The organism is Paraglaciecola sp. L1A13, from assembly GCF_009796745.1.
Lineage (GTDB): Bacteria > Pseudomonadota > Gammaproteobacteria > Enterobacterales > Alteromonadaceae > Paraglaciecola.
Genome location: NZ_CP047024.1, coordinates 4,195,673 through 4,212,326 on the forward strand (window position 1 = coordinate 4,195,673; position 16,654 = coordinate 4,212,326).

Annotated in this window: 14 protein-coding genes; 9 read left to right on the forward strand and 5 right to left on the reverse strand. The window is 44.0% G+C overall.

Annotation, left to right across the window (positions count from 1 at the left end):
- Positions 1–255: 255 nt before the first annotated feature.
- Positions 256–978, reverse strand: coding sequence for a TorF family putative porin (locus tag GQR89_RS17665; RefSeq protein WP_158771265.1), 723 nt, complete (start codon positions 976–978; stop codon positions 256–258).
- Between the two features lie 311 nt (positions 979–1,289).
- Between GQR89_RS17665 and rpe the strand changes: the two genes are divergently transcribed.
- Both rpe and trpS read left to right on the forward strand, forming a co-directional pair.
- Positions 1,290–1,964 carry a ribulose-phosphate 3-epimerase gene (rpe, locus tag GQR89_RS17670; RefSeq protein WP_158771266.1) on the forward strand — a complete coding sequence of 225 codons (675 nt, stop codon included), beginning with the start codon at positions 1,290–1,292 and terminating at the stop codon, positions 1,962–1,964.
- A gap of 28 nt (positions 1,965–1,992) precedes the next feature.
- A complete protein-coding gene (gene trpS / locus GQR89_RS17675) occupies positions 1,993–3,006 on the forward strand; it encodes a tryptophan--tRNA ligase (protein ID WP_158771267.1) in 1,014 nt (337 codons plus the stop codon).
- A gap of 256 nt (positions 3,007–3,262) precedes the next feature.
- Here trpS and GQR89_RS17680 read toward each other — a convergent pair whose 3' ends face one another.
- The 4 genes from GQR89_RS17680 to GQR89_RS17695 form a co-directional block, all read right to left on the reverse strand.
- Positions 3,263–4,276, reverse strand: coding sequence for an AraC family transcriptional regulator (locus tag GQR89_RS17680; protein WP_158771268.1), 1,014 nt, complete (start codon positions 4,274–4,276; stop codon positions 3,263–3,265).
- A 156-nt stretch (positions 4,277–4,432) separates the two neighbouring features.
- Positions 4,433–6,193 carry an acyl-CoA dehydrogenase gene (locus tag GQR89_RS17685; RefSeq protein ID WP_158771269.1) on the reverse strand — a complete coding sequence of 587 codons (1,761 nt, stop codon included), beginning with the start codon at positions 6,191–6,193 and terminating at the stop codon, positions 4,433–4,435.
- 21 nt (positions 6,194–6,214) lie between these two features.
- Positions 6,215–7,144 (reverse strand): electron transfer flavoprotein subunit alpha/FixB family protein, encoded by a 930-nt coding sequence (locus GQR89_RS17690; RefSeq protein WP_158771270.1) that lies wholly within the window; start codon positions 7,142–7,144, stop codon positions 6,215–6,217.
- A gap of 26 nt (positions 7,145–7,170) precedes the next feature.
- A complete protein-coding gene (locus GQR89_RS17695; RefSeq protein ID WP_158771271.1) occupies positions 7,171–7,920 on the reverse strand; it encodes an electron transfer flavoprotein subunit beta/FixA family protein in 750 nt (249 codons plus the stop codon).
- 454 nt (positions 7,921–8,374) lie between these two features.
- Between GQR89_RS17695 and GQR89_RS17700 the strand changes: the two genes are divergently transcribed.
- From GQR89_RS17700 to galK, 7 genes are all read left to right on the forward strand, one after another.
- Positions 8,375–8,974 (forward strand): aminodeoxychorismate/anthranilate synthase component II, encoded by a 600-nt coding sequence (locus tag GQR89_RS17700; protein ID WP_158771272.1) that lies wholly within the window; start codon positions 8,375–8,377, stop codon positions 8,972–8,974.
- 80 nt (positions 8,975–9,054) lie between these two features.
- Positions 9,055–10,209 (forward strand): HDOD domain-containing protein, encoded by a 1,155-nt coding sequence (locus GQR89_RS17705; RefSeq protein WP_158771273.1) that lies wholly within the window; start codon positions 9,055–9,057, stop codon positions 10,207–10,209.
- A gap of 266 nt (positions 10,210–10,475) precedes the next feature.
- Entirely contained in the window at positions 10,476–11,681 is a 1,206-nt protein-coding gene (locus GQR89_RS17710) for an aspartate aminotransferase family protein (protein WP_158771274.1), read from the forward strand.
- 22 nt (positions 11,682–11,703) lie between these two features.
- Entirely contained in the window at positions 11,704–12,738 is a 1,035-nt protein-coding gene (gene astA, locus GQR89_RS17715; protein WP_158771275.1) for an arginine N-succinyltransferase, read from the forward strand.
- A 3-nt stretch (positions 12,739–12,741) separates the two neighbouring features.
- Entirely contained in the window at positions 12,742–14,214 is a 1,473-nt protein-coding gene (astD, locus tag GQR89_RS17720; protein ID WP_158771276.1) for a succinylglutamate-semialdehyde dehydrogenase, read from the forward strand.
- A 201-nt stretch (positions 14,215–14,415) separates the two neighbouring features.
- A complete protein-coding gene (locus tag GQR89_RS17725) occupies positions 14,416–15,465 on the forward strand; it encodes a UDP-glucose--hexose-1-phosphate uridylyltransferase (RefSeq protein WP_158771277.1) in 1,050 nt (349 codons plus the stop codon).
- A 4-nt stretch (positions 15,466–15,469) separates the two neighbouring features.
- Positions 15,470–16,639 (forward strand): galactokinase, encoded by a 1,170-nt coding sequence (galK, locus tag GQR89_RS17730; RefSeq protein WP_158771278.1) that lies wholly within the window; start codon positions 15,470–15,472, stop codon positions 16,637–16,639.
- The last annotated feature ends 15 nt before the right edge of the window (positions 16,640–16,654 follow it).

A 16,654-nucleotide genomic window follows, 5' to 3' on the forward strand; every position in this document is an offset into this window, starting at 1 on the left:
TGTTGCATTATACCTTATACTTTCGTCGAATAGATTTAGTTCAACTCAAATGTGACGCTATTCATCGCGAATTAAATAATATTTACTATATTGTTGCTTATTAATTTTTAAGTTCGGCAATACGAAAAAATCCGCTAACCATAAGGCTAACGGATCTTCTAAATCGTGTAGTTAAAGGCTAATTAAAAACTCATGCCTCAACTACCAGCAAATTTGTTTCCTTTGACATTGACTTAAAGTTTTTCAAATCAAAATTTAAAGTTCAAAATCCACACCGTAACCTACGCTAAATTTAATTGAATCGTTATCGTAAGCATCAGCACCTGTATCATCTAAGTCAGTGCCAGTAACAGCGAAGCTAAAGCCGTCTTTCGCTATTGAGACACCCCAGTCTGCATAACCGTCTGGTACGCCATTAAAATCTTCAGCGAAATCACCTTGGTGGTAACCCACGTGAAGTCCCAGCTCGGCACCATTTAATACCGGCATTCCGTAGTCGACTGAAATATAGGAAGCTTGGGCAAAGCCATAATCTCGACCTTCGCCTTCGTCAGCTTCTGTGTGCGCTAACAATGAAAGTGTTGCACTAAGACCACCGTAGCCTACCGAACCATATACTTCAGCAAAGTCAAAGTTTGCTTCACTGTCGTAGTTGTAATAAAGATAACCGACATCATAAGTGATATCACCAGATTCGCCTGAAAAACCAAAATACATATCGTGCTCGTACGAATAAACATCATCAGCACCATAATTTACGTTAGATACCCACGTACCAACATAGAAGCCGCTTTCGTTTGCGTAATCGATACCGCCTTGCACTGCCGCGTCGTTAGTTGTTTGTGTTAGACCACGCCAAATATAGTTACTTGTAACGCTTGCGTTAGCAGTAACTTCTGCATAAGAAGGTGCAGATGCAATCAGGGTTGCCGAAGTCAGCGCAAGGGCGAGTACTGTTTTCTTCATTGATGAGTTCATATGTGTTCTCCATGTGTTTTGATTTATTTATTTAGGCTTTCTGTCTAATTATTATTATTATGTTTGAACACTACTACGCAAAAGGAATGCCTAAATATCGAACACATAAAATAATTTGTATAACAATTTTATTACATTGATATAAAAGGTTTTTTTGGAATATTTTCGAAATGGTGTGTTAATTACCCTGTAATTTATCCATGCAACTACGCACTACTTTATTGCACAAGCACTAATATGGTGCAAAATTCAGACTTTTGTCCTAAGTCTTTATTCGGTAACATAAAGTTTTTGCATAACTCGAGGCTTATATGCGTCCTTTTTTGATTGCTCCATCCATTCTTTCAGCAGATTTCGCCCGTTTAGGCGCTGAAGTAGACGCAGTGCTAGCCGCAGGAGCTGATGTGATTCATTTTGATGTTATGGATAACCATTACGTACCGAATCTCACTATTGGGCCAATGATATGCAAAGCCCTGCGCGATTATGGCGTAACCGCTGAAATCGATGTACATCTTATGGTAGAACCCGTAGATGAAATGATCGTTAGTTTTGCCAAAGCAGGCGCCAGCATGATCAGCTTTCATCCTGAAGCCTCGCGGCACGTCGACCGAAGTATACAGCTCATCATCGATTCTGGCTGCAAGCCAGGCTTAGTACTTAACCCTGCTACATCATTAGATTGTCTTGATTACACACTACATAAACTGCATCATATTTTACTTATGTCGGTAAACCCGGGATTCGGTGGGCAGGCGTTCATCCCCGAGACGTTGGATAAACTGCAAATAGTGAAGAAAATGGTGCAAGCATGTGGGCGCGATATCCGAATAGAAATTGACGGTGGCGTAAAAGTCGATAATATTCGCGCCATAGCCCAAGCAGGCGCTGATATGTTTGTTGCAGGCTCCGCCATTTTTAATCAGCCTGATTATCATCAAGTGATTGATGAGATGCGTGCTGAATTAGCCAAAGTGATTTCCTAATTAACTCCAAAAATAGAATAATTATCTTATGAGTAAACCAATTGTATTAAGCGGCTGCCAGCCTTCTGGACAACTTACCCTAGGCAACTACATTGGCGCACTTCGTCAATGGGTAAATATGCAAGACGACAACGAATGTCTTTATATGTTGGTTGATATGCATGCAATCACTGTACGCCAAGATCCTAAAGCTTTGTACAATGCCTGTTTAGACGGTTTGGCATTGTACGTTGCCTGCGGCATTGATCCGGCCAAGAGCACTATCTTCATGCAGTCTCATGTGCCACAGCACGCTCAGCTTGCCTGGATAATGAACTGCTATACCCAAATGGGTGAACTGAATCGTATGACTCAGTTTAAAGACAAATCAGCAAAAAACATCACCAATATTAATGCCGGGTTATACACCTACCCAGCATTGATGGCCGCAGATATATTGTTATATCAAGCAAAGCAAGTACCGGTAGGTGAAGATCAAAAACAGCATTTAGAACTGACTCGTGATGTGGCTACCCGCTTTAACAATATCTATGGGGACGTATTCACGATACCTGATCCCTACATTCCTGAAGTTGGTGCGCGTATAATGAGCCTGCAAGATCCGCTTAAAAAGATGTCTAAATCAGATGATAACCAAAATAACTTTGTTGGTTTATTGGAAGACCCTAAAAAGATCAGCAAAAAGATAAAGCGCGCGGTAACCGATTCAGATGATCAAGCCCGCATCTATTTCGATACGGCTGAAAAGCCAGGTGTGTCTAACCTACTTAGCTTATTGTCTTGTGCAACGGGCCAATCTATCGCTGACTTAGTGCCTGCCTATGAAGATAAGATGTACGGACACCTCAAAACAGATGTAGCCGATGCTATAGTGGCCATGTTAGAACCCATTCAGGCAAAATTCACAGAGCTTCGTCAAGATCAAACAGAATTGGATCGTATAATGGCAGTTGGTGCTGAAAAAGCTCAAGTACGCGCTCAGCAGACGATTAACAAAGTATATGAGGCTATTGGTTTCGTCACCAGCCCATTAAAGCCTTAACGTAAGATTTAATGATTTTCAAAGCAGCCTTAGTGCTGCTTTTTTTATGCCTCAAAAACCGGCACTAAGAACTACAAATATACTCTTAGTGCCCGTCTATAAGGCAAAGGAAGTCAGTCTGTTAGGTTGGGATAACATTCCAACGACTTAGATGCGGTTCATAGCAAAAAACAATATGAACACAATTATTATGTTGCAAATATGTGAAAATACGTATGGCAGTAAAAGCCATTTTCTAAACCAAATAGGACATTCGTTAGCGAATTTTAGATTTGCGATACATGCTAGGCGCAACGCCAGTCCAGCTTTTAAATGCCCGAGCAAAAGTGGCGGGTTCAGTGAAGCCAAGTAAGCGCCCTACTTGCGATATAGGCAGATCAGGTTGGCTTAAATAATGAATCGCTTCGTCCCGTCGCACGCTGTCTTTTAATTCTTGAAAACTAGTACCTTCTTCCAAAAGCTTGCGCCTGAGAGTCCGAATAGTGGTATGCAGTTGTTGGGCAATATCAGTCATACTAATCGAGGCCATATCGTCAGTGGCTTCTAGGTAGTTCAAAACCTTGCGTGTAAAAACTGGAAAGTAAGATTGGCGCTTAAACCAATCAAGTGGACAACGTTGCAGATAGTCATTCAGGTTTTGCTGTGTTTGTACTACTGGCGCACTCAAAATAGCATGCTCGAATTCAAAATAGTTACTCTGCTGTTCATACACCACTTCACATGGGAACATCAATCTATACTCTTCATAATGAACTGGCTTGGCATGCATAAAGCCTATTTGGCGCAACGGAATACGCTGTCCAATAAGCCAGCTTGGAAACCGATGCCAAAGCAATAATAGAAAATCAATCAATACGTGCTGGGGATCTAGTTCAGGTTGCGTCAAGGTTAAATAAAAACGCGCGTATTTTTCACGCTCTTCAAATTTCAGTTGTGTGGCCCTTGCGACCAAATTGTAGAATCGGGTTCCGCGTCGATAGACTTGGCGTAAACTGGCACTGTGCGAAACTTGCTTGGCCATCAAATTGAAAACACCGTGGCGAGAAGGCTCACTGCCGAAGCATAAATATTCATCGTCGGCGCTGCGCCAAACTGACTGCATCAAACGGCTGAGTTGTTCTGGCGTGATACGAACCTCATTATTAACTAACAAAGCCTTACTCAAGCCCGATTCGTTAAGCAATTGCGCCTCATCCAGTCCCCTTTCGATTGCGCGCTTAACAATTGCTTGAGCGAAATGGACAGAAATAGAATGGTGTTTATAGCGCATGAAAGATTAACTACTCGTTATATAATGCTTATACCGTATCGCCTCAGTATAACGCCTCAAGCCGGTCGCTGGAATATGCATGTATGCACAAAACAAAAAAGCACCATAGGTTTCCCTATGATGCTTTCATTACATTGTGTTTATTCGACAACTAAATTAAAACGCGTCTTCCGGCAATGACATAATACTCTCACTTCCTGCTTGAATAGAGGCGAAGCAGGCTTGAGTGCGCACTACCATATGCTCACAGAAGAACTGCGCCGATATAAGCTTAGCGTTTAAAAACTCACTATTGCCTTCTCCTGCGTCCAACTGCGCTTTAGCTTGCATGGCACTTTTGGCCATCAGCCAACCACCGCACAAGTAGCCAAATAACATCATAAAGTTTACGCTGGCACTGCCTGGTGCATTTTTGTCCGTGACGGCAATATCCAACAACCATTGCCGTGCCGCAATACCGCATTCCAATGCGGTATTGCATTGCTTAGCAGCCAGAGTAAATTGGCCACCCATGGCATCAAATTTATGCAAGTCTTGAGCAATTTCATCCAATAATGCGCCTAATGATTCACCTTTATTAACCAAGGTTTTGCGCCCGACTAAATCCAGCGCTTGCACACCGGTGGTGCCCTCATATATGGTTAAAATTCTGGCGTCACGATAAAACTGCGCTGAGCCAGTTTCTTCAATAAAGCCCATACCACCATGAATTTGCGTGCCCAGGTAAGTCAGCTCTTGAGATAATTCAGTACACCAACCTTTAACGATAGGCGTGAATAATTCGTTACGAGCACTATTACCTCGGTCTATTTCAGCAGCAGCCACCAAACACAAAGCGCGCATCGCTTCAGTGGATGATTTCATCTGCATCAACATACGGCGCACATCAGGGAACTTTATAATTGTGAAGCGGCTACCGTCTTTATTGGTGCCCTGTAAACGCTCTTTAGCATAATGTAACGCGTGCTGATAAGACGCCTCAGAAACCGCTAACCCTTGAAGGCCAACGCCTTGGCGAGCATGGTTCATCATGGTAAACATATAAGAAAGGCCTTTATGCGCCTCACCTACTAAATAACCTTTTGCACCGCCGTTTTCACCAAAGCTCATAACACATGTAGGGCTGCCATGAATTCCCAGTTTATGCTCTAGCGATACGCAATATGCGTCGTTACGTTCCGCCGGGGCACCATTTTCATCCAAATTAAACTTAGGCACGATAAACAAAGAGATCCCTTTCACACCTGCAGGTGCATCAGGCAAGCGAGCGAGCACCAAATGCACGATATTATCGGTCATCTGATGGTCACCCCAAGTGATGTAAATCTTCTGCCCCGTGATCAAGTAGTGCTCACCATTTGGGATAGCTTTGGTTTTGACCGCAGCTAAATCAGTACCTGCATCTGGCTCGGTCAGGTTCATAGTACCTGGCCATTCACCGCTCAACATTTTTGGCAAATATGACTGTTGCAAATGCTCGCTACCATGATGAGATATCGATTCAATCGCACCTTGGCTTAACAAAGGGCATAAGGCAAATGCCATATTCGACGTATGCCATACTTCATTAACCGCACTGCCTAATACGTTTGGCAGATTCTGTCCACCGAACTCTTCAGCACCGGTTAACGAGGCCCAACCGCCCTCTACATATTCTTTATACGCCTGCGCAAAGCCAGCCGTTTCTTGTACACCCGAGCCGCCATCTTTTTCTATCATAGCAGGATGATGTAAATCCCCTACTCTATTGAGCGGTGCCAACACACCACTACCTAGCTTGCCCGCTTCTGACAAAATAACCGATGCCAACTCGCTATTAATATCTTCGTGGCCCATGTCAGCACAAAGCTTATCAAAACCAACAAGTTCATTTAGAACAAACTCAGCGTCTGCTAGTGGGTGTGTGTAATCACTCATAATTTAACTCTTATCTCAGGTTTAAACTTGGTTAGTCAATTCAGGGATGACGTCAAATAAATCCGCAACCAAACCGTAATCAGCTATTTGGAATATAGGCGCATCTTCATCTTTGTTGATAGCCACAATCACTTTTGAGTCTTTCATACCCGCTAAATGCTGAATAGCGCCAGAAATTCCCACCGCGATGTAAAGGTCCGGAGCCACAACTTTACCTGTTTGCCCAACTTGCATATCGTTAGGTACAAAGCCAGCATCAACAGCAGCACGTGAAGCACCAACTGCGGCTCCAAGCTTATCAGCTAGGCTATACAGTATTTCGAAATTATCGCCATTACCCATACCTCGACCACCTGAAACAATAATCGATGCTGCTGTTAGCTCGGGTCGGTCTGACTTAGCAAGCTCTTCGCTAACGAAACGGGATTGTCCGGCATCGCATTGCTCATCGATGACTTCGATAGTGGCAGAGCCGCCTTGAGCGTTAACGCTGTCAAATGCAGTTCCGCGCACCGTCATAACTTTTATGCTGTCGTTTGATGTCACCGTCGCTATTGCATTGCCTGCGTATATCGGACGCTGGAACGTAGTTGCTGAAACCACCCCTGTAACATCTGAAATCTGGTTAACTTCTAGTAGTGCCGCCACGCGGGGTAAATAATTTTTGCCGTTAGTTGTTGCCGGCGCTAACACATGGCTATGTCCATTTACGCGCGCCACGATCAATTTGGCTATGTTTTCTGCTAATTGATACTCATACGCAGCATTGTCAGCGATTAACACTTTGGTCACACCGGCAATGCTCGCTGCGGCATCTGCGACAGCTTGGCACTGGTGACCCGCCACTAATAGTTCAATGTCACCACCAATTTGCTGCGCTGCAGCTAAGGTATTCAACGTGACAGGCTTAAGTTCTTGGTTATCATGTTCTGCAATTACCAAAATAGTCATATTCGTTCTCTCCTATTACGTACTAATTAAAGTACCTTAGCTTCGCTTTTTAATTTTTCGACTAGTTCAGCCACAGACTCAACTTTGATACCCGCTTGACGTTGAGCAGGTGCATTAACACTTTCTAAGGTAATATTGTTTTTCACTTCCACACCTAAATCAGCAGGTGTTTTTACCTCAAGGGGCTTGCGTTTTGCTTTCATAATATTGGGCAATGACGCATAACGTGGCTCATTTAAACGCAAGTCCGTAGTGATAACCGCAGGCAAATCAATTTCAATGGTTTGCAATCCGCCGTCAATTTCACGCGTAACTTGTACTTTATCGCCTTCAACTTTTACTTTTGATGCAAACGTCGCTTGGGGCTGATCAAGTAAGGCCGCCAACATTTGGCCAGTCTGATTGTTGTCTGAATCGATAGACTGCTTGCCTAAAATCACTAACTTAGGTTGCTCCTGTTCGACAACCGCTTTTAATAATTTAGCAATACTTAGCGCATCTGCCGGGGTATCGAGATCAATTTGTATACCGCGGTCAGCGCCTAGGGCGAGTGCTGTACGTATTTGTTCTTGGCAAGCTTTAGTACCAATTGAAACCACTACCACTTCACTCGCCACACCAGCTTCTTTAAGGCGCACAGCCTCTTCAACTGCAATTTCACAAAAAGGGTTCATCGCCATTTTCACGTTGGTTAAATCAACGTCGCTGTTATCAGCTTTCACACGTACTTTTACGTTGTAATCAATGACTCGTTTTACCGCTACTAATATCTTCATATTTGTCTCACTCTGTCTGTGGCACCTTAGCGATGGCTGCCCATTTTGACTCAGCGTTAGCTGAAAATAATTATATGTTTCGTTATGTTGTACATTTTGGACGTTAAACCGTATTGCCACAAGATCGAAAAAAGTCTAACAATTAACATAAAAGGACAAAACATAATGACAGGCACCTAGTTATTAATTGAGTTTTAAAATGTCATTTGTTATGCACTGCAAAAGCTACAGCGCAATAAATTCATTTTTTACAATCCCCTTCCCCTACCATAAGATTAACTTTAAGGGTCTATTTGCTCGACAACAAATTACCTGTACAAGATACACTACACTTGCCCAAATGCATGGAGAGTAGTAAGTCACAGCAATGCATTGTGAAATGTTTTACAATCCGCAGAATTTGGAATTTGAGCTGCCGCACCGGCGGCACATAATAATAGGCTGTTAAATACCTTTGCTGCTAATCATCGATAATTACGATTCGTTTACGCATAACCTTGCTAGATACTTCGTAAATTTAGGTCAACAAGTTAAAATTGTACGCAACGATGAAATTACCTGTGAGCAAATCGCAGCGTTAGCACCTGACTATTTAGTATTATCGCCCGGCCCTTGTACACCGAATGAATCAGGTATCACATTAGGTGCGATTGAATATTTTGCAGGTGTCATACCTATGCTTGGTGTTTGCCTTGGCCACCAAGCAATTGGTCAGGTATTCGGTGCACAGGTGGTTCGCGCACGCAATATTAAGCACGGCAAGACCTCTTTGGTGTCTCACAACGACAGTGCCCTGTTTTCATGCATTGACAATCCGTTTGTCGCCACTCGTTACCATTCACTGATTATCGCTGAACATACGCTACCCAATACACTCAACGTAACCGCCTGGTGCGAAGAAACACCTGGAGAGCGTGAGATAATGGCTATAGAACATAAATCATTGGCGATTTATGGCGTACAATTCCATCCGGAATCACTGCTTAGCGCAAGCGGAATGCAAATATTGGCTAACTTTCTAACCGTATCGGCAGATAAAATAAGATTAGCCTAGAAAATTGGCTTAAAAGTAAGGCACAATTCAACCTAACAGCAACGGTTTAGACATAAAAATCAAGGTTTTCTGAGCAGAAAATGACAGCATCAATTCCTAATACACCCATCGTCGAATCTCGCTTTGAGCAATTGTTTATCGATATTAAAGTCGCTAAGCAACAATTGGCTGATGAAAAAATGTCACCCGCTGCAAGAAAGATCGTGCCCACCCGAGAGTTACTTGCTGTTGAAAAGCAGGCTAGAGAAGAAAAAAAAGCCAATCAAGAGATAGCAGAAGGCTATTTAGAGCGGATATCCACTAAGTTACACAAAGATATCGCCCAGCAATTAGCTGAGGCACTAGAAGACCAAGAGCATATAGTTTCTAAAGTACTAGGCATAGATACGGTAATCCCGCAGATTTTAGATCTACTTTCTGTGAAAGCCTGTACGGTATCTCGTTTAGAGACGTTGGCGACGGATATTCCATGGCTGTACAAAGATTTAGTGAAGATGATCAACTCGCCAAAATATCAACGTCGAGACAGCAAAAACCAAGTGCTAACGGCTGACACACTGCGAGTTGCGCTAAGCTTTTTTGGTATCGAAAATTTAAAAATGATAGTGCCATTTTTAACTATACGTCGTTGCCTACCACAAATAACCGACCCTTATCCGCAGATAAAAAGGCGTGTTTGGGAGCAATCGATTGCTACGGCTATGTCTAGTAAACGTTTGGCCAGCATTAGTAAGGTCAATGAAAATCAAGCGTTTACCGCTGGCATGTTGCAAAGCCTCGGAACTATCGCGGTGGTAAAATTATATTTTAGGTTGTTTGATCAGGTACAACTCGATGCTTTAAAAGAAGCCCAGAGTACACATAAGCACCAACGTCACGGCGCCCTAACCAGAGTTGAGCCGTCTGGGGACGTACTTCTATCCCTAATTAATAAGCATGCCGCAACAGCGACGGCAAATATTATCGAGCATATGAAATTTAGCCGTTTAGTTATGCACGGTGCTTTTGAAGAGTTGGCCGCAAAAGTCCCTCCCAAAGATCCATTGCCTTTAACCACAGTCCTTACACAAGGTAACGCCTATGCTAAGTACCGCATATTGAAGTTTCACGATTTGGTTAGTAACGATGAAGCTAGGGATTACCTACGCAGTTTTGCATTCCCTGTGGGGTCATTAGAAGCACTTAAAACCACAGATATGCGCTCAATTGGTCTAGAAGCTGAAAATTCTGCGTAAATTTGGGAAAATTTCTGTTAATAATCATGCAACACCATTTTATAAGTTGAGTTAGATAAAGTTCAAGGCCTGTGGCGCTAAGCACAGACACTCGATAACATTCCTTATTCAATAGACTAAATACTTATTCACTATTCCTGCAAGTTCACTCAAACCCTTTAAAAATAAGGGTTTAGCTGCATTATCCATGCAGACAAGCTCTTTTTAATCTGAAATAATGGTTGTCTATTTTATGCCCTAGGCTATTAAATTTGGAGACAACCTACATGCAAGTTACCCGCGAATTATTTAACGAAGTTATGGTTCCTAACTACAACCCCGCTGACATCATTCCAGTGCGTGGTTTGGGTGCACGAGTGTGGGATCAAGCTGGAAACGAGTATATCGATTTCGCTGGCGGTATCGCAGTTAACGTTTTAGGTCATTGTCATCCTGAGTTGGTTACCGCTCTAAGAGAGCAAAGCGAAAAGCTTTGGCACGTCAGTAACGTAATGACCAATGAACCTGTATTACGTTTAGCTAAAAAGCTAACGGATGCGACGTTTGCTGAAAAAGTGTATTTTGCTAATTCTGGGGCAGAAGTGAACGAAGCGGCGCTGAAATTAGCCCGTCGTTTTGCCCTTGATAACTACGGTCCAGAAAAAGACCAGATTATTGCATTCAATCAAGGCTTCCACGGCCGCACATTCTTCACCGTAACCGTTGGTGGTCAAGCCGCTTATTCTGACGGCTTTGGCCCTAAACCGGGTGGTATTGAACACGTTGATTACAATGACTTAAGCGCACTTGAAGCCATGATGTCTGAGCGCACGTGTGCCGTCATGATGGAGCCCCTGCAAGGCGAAGGCGGTATCATTTGCCCGAGTCAATCTTTCGTACAGGGCGTGCGAGACTTGTGTGACAAACACAATGCTTTACTTATTTTTGATGAAGTTCAGTCTGGTATAGGCCGCACCGGTGAGTTGTATGCCTACATGGGGCTCGGCGTAACTCCGGATATTCTCACGTCAGCGAAAGCCTTAGGTGGCGGTTTCCCGATTGGCGCTATGCTAACGACTACGGCTATTGCCACCCATTTGAAAGTAGGGACCCATGGCAGCACGTACGGTGGTAACCCATTAGCCTGTGCCGTTGCCGAGCGCGTGTTAGATATTGTTAATACTGCTGAGGTGTTAAATGGGGTAAAGCAAAAAGAACAGCTGTTCCGCCAAGGGTTAAAAGTCATTAATGATAAATATCATGTGTTTGAAGAAATACGCGGCCAAGGTTTATTATTAGGCTGTGCACTTAATGACAAATTTAAGGGCCGTGCTCGTGACTTCTTAGTTGCCAGCGCAAAAGAAAAGCTGATGTGTTTAGTCGCCGGCGCTAACGTTATTCGTTTCGCCCCATCATTGATCCTGACTGATGCCGATATTCAGGAAGGTTTGAGTCGTTTCGAGCGCGGTGTTGCCGCTGTCGTAAACGCATAAACCACCTACAGAGATTGCGATCATGATTATTATTCGCCCTATTAAGCACAGCGATTACAACGCACTGCACGAGATTGCTATCGAGTCGGGCATTGGGTTTACCTCACTGCCCGTAAACGAAGCTTTATTGCGCAGTAAGATCACTGATTCAGAAGTGGCCTTCACAGCACATATCAATCAACCAGGTAACGAAAGCTATCTGTTTGTGATGGAAGACACCGACACAGGCCAAGTCGTAGGCACCAGCGGTATAGCCTCTAGCGTGGGACTTGAAGATGCGTTTTATCACTACCACTTAAGTAAAGTGGTACATGCCTCACGTGAGCTTGATATATACAACACCGCAGAAATACTGACCTTGTGTAATGACTACACTGGCGTCTCCGAAATCTGCACGTTGTTTTTACGCGAATCAGCCCGTCATGGTAATTGTGGTCGTTTCCTATCTAAAGTGCGCTTTTTATTCATGATGGAACACAAAGACCGTTTCGCTGAAACCGTTATCGCTGAAATGCGCGGTATCAGTGATGAAAATGGTAAATCTCCGTTTTGGCAATGGTTGGAAGAGCACTTTTTCTCAATGGACTTCCCTACAGCAGACTACCTGACTGGCATAGGGCAAAAGCAATTTATTGCTGAATTGATGCCCAAATATCCCATTTATGTCAGTTTACTAAGCAAAGAAGCCCAAGCGGTGATTGGCAAGGTTCACGACAAAACCAAGCCTGCGCTGCGATTACTCGAAAGTGAAGGCTTTAGCTGTCGTGGATACGTTGATATTTTTGATGCAGGCCCAACAGTAGAAGCCAATTTAACGCATATCCGAACCGCTCAGGCAAGTCGTAAGTTAGCGGTTAGAATTGACGAACAAGCGCTCAATTCAGACACAGAATATTTTGTGATCAACACCAAAATCGCAGAGTTTCGTGCCATCGCCACGTCTCTTAATATTGACGAAGTGAACGAGCAAGCCATCATTTCTCGGGCTGGGGCAAACCAGCTTGGCATACAAGATGGTGAGTTTATCCGCTTCGCTCCAACCACATTTAAGGTGTAATATATGACACAACAAACCCATTTTATTTCAGGCCAATGGCAAGCAGGTCAAGGCCATACTATCGAGTCGATCGATCCGGCTAAAAAAAACCAAATTTGGCGGGCTAAATCAGCGTCTGCCGAGCAAGTAAATGAAGCAGTAATCAGTGCACGCGCAGCGACTGTTGCGTGGGCAACGCTTTCTTTTGAAGCGCGTTTAGCGTACGTAAAACGATTTGGTGAATTACTGGCCGAAAATAAAGATATGCTAGCGCTAACGATTGCTCAAGAAACCGGTAAACCCTTATGGGAAACCGCCACTGAAGTCGGTGCTATGATTGGTAAAATAGCCATTTCAGAGCGCGCTTATCAAGAACGTACCGGCTTAGTTGAAAACCCTATGCCAGTAGGCAGAGCCTTTATTCGCCATAAGCCACACGGTGTAGTGGCGGTATTTGGCCCATACAACTTCCCTGGACATTTGCCTAATGGCCATATAGTACCGGCCCTTTTAGCCGGTAACTGCGTAGTATTTAAACCTAGCGATTTAACACCTCTGGTCGCCGAACGAACGGTCCAATTGTGGGAAAAAGCAGGCCTACCAAAAGGTGTCTTGAACCTTGTTCAAGGCGAAGTGGAAACCGGTAAAGCATTAGCGGCGCACCCAGATCTTGATGGCCTGTTTTTCACTGGTAGCTCTCGTACTGGTAAAATATTACATGAGCAATACGCTGGCCACCCTGGCAAAATTTTGGCCCTTGAAATGGGCGGTAACAACCCGCTTATCGTCAAAGACGTCAGCGATATCGACGCGGCTGTGCACGACATTATTCAGTCGGCTTTTGTCACCTCTGGCCAACGCTGTACCTGTGCCCGTAAGTTGTTTATTGAGAATAACGAACAAGGCGATGCTATTTTAGCCCGTCTTATCGAGGTCACTAAAAATATCAAAGTCGGTGACTATGACGCGGACGAACAACCCTTTATGGGGGCAATGATCTCAAGCAACGCCGCTAACTCAATGGTCGTTGCTCAGCAACAGTTGCTAGATTTAGGCGCAACCGCATTGGTTGAACTTAAACACCTAGATACCGAATCAGGTTTTGTCAGCCCTGGCATCATTGATGTAACGGCCATGGTTGAAAAAATGCCTGATGACGAGCATTTTGGTCCATTGTTAAAAGTTATTCGTTTTGATGATTTTGATCGCGCTATAGAGCTTGGTAATAACACCAAGTTTGGTTTATCAGCTGGTTTGTTATCTGATAGCCATGATTTATACCAACATTTTTATCAGCGAATTCGAGCCGGTATTGTAAACTGGAACCGTCCGATCACAGGCGCCAGCGGTGCCGCGCCTTTTGGTGGCGTTGGCGAAAGTGGCAATCACAGAGCAAGTGCATATTATGCTGCTGATTACTGTGCATACCCTGTTGCCTCAGTGGAGCTTGAGAAAGTCGCCCTGCCGGGAAGTTTAAACCCTGGTTTACGCTTCTAGGCCCCATAATTTGTAGAAAAAGTATTACCTTTCGCGCATTTATGTAAAAAGTAACACTTAAAAAAGCCTGCTCCGCAGGCTTTTTGCATATTTAAGAAATAAAAATATAGATTTAAGGGATGACATTAAGCCGTTTGCAAATTAAAATCGATTAATAATATAATAGTATTAATTAACCAGTTATTAACATGGTGTGTCTAAATGTCTAAATTTGATCCGGTAGATCATTCTCATCGTCGTCGTAATCCCCTCACAAATGATTGGGTACTTGTGTCGCCACATAGAGCAAAACGTCCATGGCAAGGACAGGTTGAAAAGCCTCAACAAAACGACAGTGTCGCTCATGATCCTAACTGTTTTTTGTGCTCTGGCAACACCCGTATAAATGGTGAAGTGAATCCTCAGTACAAAGATACCTTTGTATTCACTAACGATTTCGCTGCCTTGATGAAAGACACACCGGCATCAGAACAGGTTAACGATGATTTATTCACAGTAGAAGCGGCACGTGGTACTAGCCGGGTTATTTGCTTTTCACCTGCACATAACAAATCGCTACCAGAATTATCCTTGCCGGCACTTGAAAAAATTGTACAAACTTGGCGTGACCAGGTAGCTGAATTATCCAAAGATTACGCTTGGGTGCAAGTATTTGAGAATAAAGGCGCTGCCATGGGCTGCTCTAACCCCCACCCCCATGGGCAAGTTTGGGCAAATGATTTTATTCCCAATGAAGTGCGTAAAGCCGATGTGAATCAACGCGCTTATTTTGATAAACACAACAGCTCACTTTTACTAGACTATGCGCAAAAAGAATCTACTAGCGGCGAACGCACCGTGGTCGAGACTGAGCATTGGATTGCCGTTGTACCTTATTGGGCGGCTTGGCCATTTGAAACCTTACTTATGCCAAAATTTAAATGCGCGCGCTTCGACGAAATGAACGACGCTCAACAAGCCGATTTAGCGCTAGCTATTAAGAAACTCACGAGTCGATATGACAACTTATTTCAGTGCTCTTTCCCTTATTCAATGGGTTGGCATGGCGCACCGCACAACACAGACATAACAGAACACTGGCAGTTGCATGCACATTTCTATCCACCGCTTTTGCGTTCAGCGACCGTCCGTAAGTTCATGGTGGGTTACGAAATGATGGCAGAGCCACAGCGTGACCTTACGCCAGAGCAAGCGGCCCAAAAACTACAAGCGCTCAGCGATGTCCATTACAATGAATCAACCGGAGCCTAGAGCAATGAAAATAATTTCTCAACAAGCAATTGACGAGCTAGACGCAACATATCAGGAAATATTTGCAACAGCACCTGCTCGTCATTTTCAGGCCCCTGGGCGCGTTAATTTAATTGGTGAGCATACTGACTACAACGACGGTTTTGTATTACCTTGCGCCATCAATTACCAAACTTTGGTTGCTGTCACCCCAAGAGAAGACGACTTGGTGCGCGTAGTGGCCGCTGATTACGATAACGAGCGCGACGAATTCTCGTTGAATTCACCTATAGCGCCACATCCCACTCAACTGTGGAGCAACTATATTCGCGGTGTTATTAAACATCTTCAACTACGTGGTATGCAGTTGAAAGGAGTTGATATGGTGGTGTCTGGTAACGTACCACAAGGTGCAGGTCTTAGCTCATCAGCGTCTCTTGAAGTGGTCATCGGTGAAACATTCCGTCAGTTATTCGATTTGCCTTTAACCTCTGCCGATATCGCATTAAACGGCCAAGAAGCCGAAAATCAATTCGTTGGCTGTAACTGCGGCATAATGGACCAGATGGTCAGTGCTTGCGGCGCACAAAATAACGCTTTATTACTTGATTGTCGCTCGCTGGAAAGTCAGCTTATCTCTATGCCCCCTGAACTTGATGTGGTTATCATCAATTCCAACGTAAAACGCGGCCTCGTTGATAGCGAATACAATACGCGTCGTGAACAATGTGAAGAAGCCGCTAAAACGTTGGGTATAAAAGCCCTACGTGATATTAGTTTGGTTGAGTTACAAGCTCAAAAAGATAAGTTACCTGAAGTAGTTTATCGCCGTGCCCATCACGTTGTGTCTGACAGTGAGCGTACGCTTCAAGCTGCAGACGCCCTGCGCGTCGGAGATGCGAAAACCTTATCTAAATTAATGGCCGAGTCGCATGCTTCGATGCGAGACGATTTCGAAATTACCGTGAAACCCATCGATTTTATTGTTGCAACCTTAGCTGAATATCTAGGTGAGCACGGTGGAGTACGTATGACTGGCGGTGGCTTCGGTGGCTGTATTGTCGCACTAATGCCACGGGAAATGGTAGCCGGAGCTCAGCAACTTATCGCCGAGCGGTATCAGCCAGAAACAGGTTACCAAGAAACCTTCTATGTGTGCTGTGCTAGCGATGGTGCGGGTGAAGTACGCTTTTAATTGCCCGCTCACATA

Coding starts and splice junctions, on each gene's coding strand:
- GQR89_RS17665 (WP_158771265.1), bottom strand. CDS start 978: ATGAACTCATCAATGAAGAAAACAGTACTCGCCCTTGCGCTGACTTCG.
- rpe (WP_158771266.1), top strand. CDS start 1,290: ATGCGTCCTTTTTTGATTGCTCCATCCATTCTTTCAGCAGATTTCGCC.
- trpS (WP_158771267.1), top strand. CDS start 1,993: ATGAGTAAACCAATTGTATTAAGCGGCTGCCAGCCTTCTGGACAACTT.
- GQR89_RS17680 (WP_158771268.1), bottom strand. CDS start 4,276: ATGCGCTATAAACACCATTCTATTTCTGTCCATTTCGCTCAAGCAATT.
- GQR89_RS17685 (WP_158771269.1), bottom strand. CDS start 6,193: ATGAGTGATTACACACACCCACTAGCAGACGCTGAGTTTGTTCTAAAT.
- GQR89_RS17690 (WP_158771270.1), bottom strand. CDS start 7,144: ATGACTATTTTGGTAATTGCAGAACATGATAACCAAGAACTTAAGCCT.
- GQR89_RS17695 (WP_158771271.1), bottom strand. CDS start 7,920: ATGAAGATATTAGTAGCGGTAAAACGAGTCATTGATTACAACGTAAAA.
- GQR89_RS17705 (WP_158771273.1), top strand. CDS start 9,055: ATGACAGCATCAATTCCTAATACACCCATCGTCGAATCTCGCTTTGAG.
- GQR89_RS17710 (WP_158771274.1), top strand. CDS start 10,476: ATGCAAGTTACCCGCGAATTATTTAACGAAGTTATGGTTCCTAACTAC.
- astA (WP_158771275.1), top strand. CDS start 11,704: ATGATTATTATTCGCCCTATTAAGCACAGCGATTACAACGCACTGCAC.
- astD (WP_158771276.1), top strand. CDS start 12,742: ATGACACAACAAACCCATTTTATTTCAGGCCAATGGCAAGCAGGTCAA.
- GQR89_RS17725 (WP_158771277.1), top strand. CDS start 14,416: ATGTCTAAATTTGATCCGGTAGATCATTCTCATCGTCGTCGTAATCCC.
- galK (WP_158771278.1), top strand. CDS start 15,470: ATGAAAATAATTTCTCAACAAGCAATTGACGAGCTAGACGCAACATAT.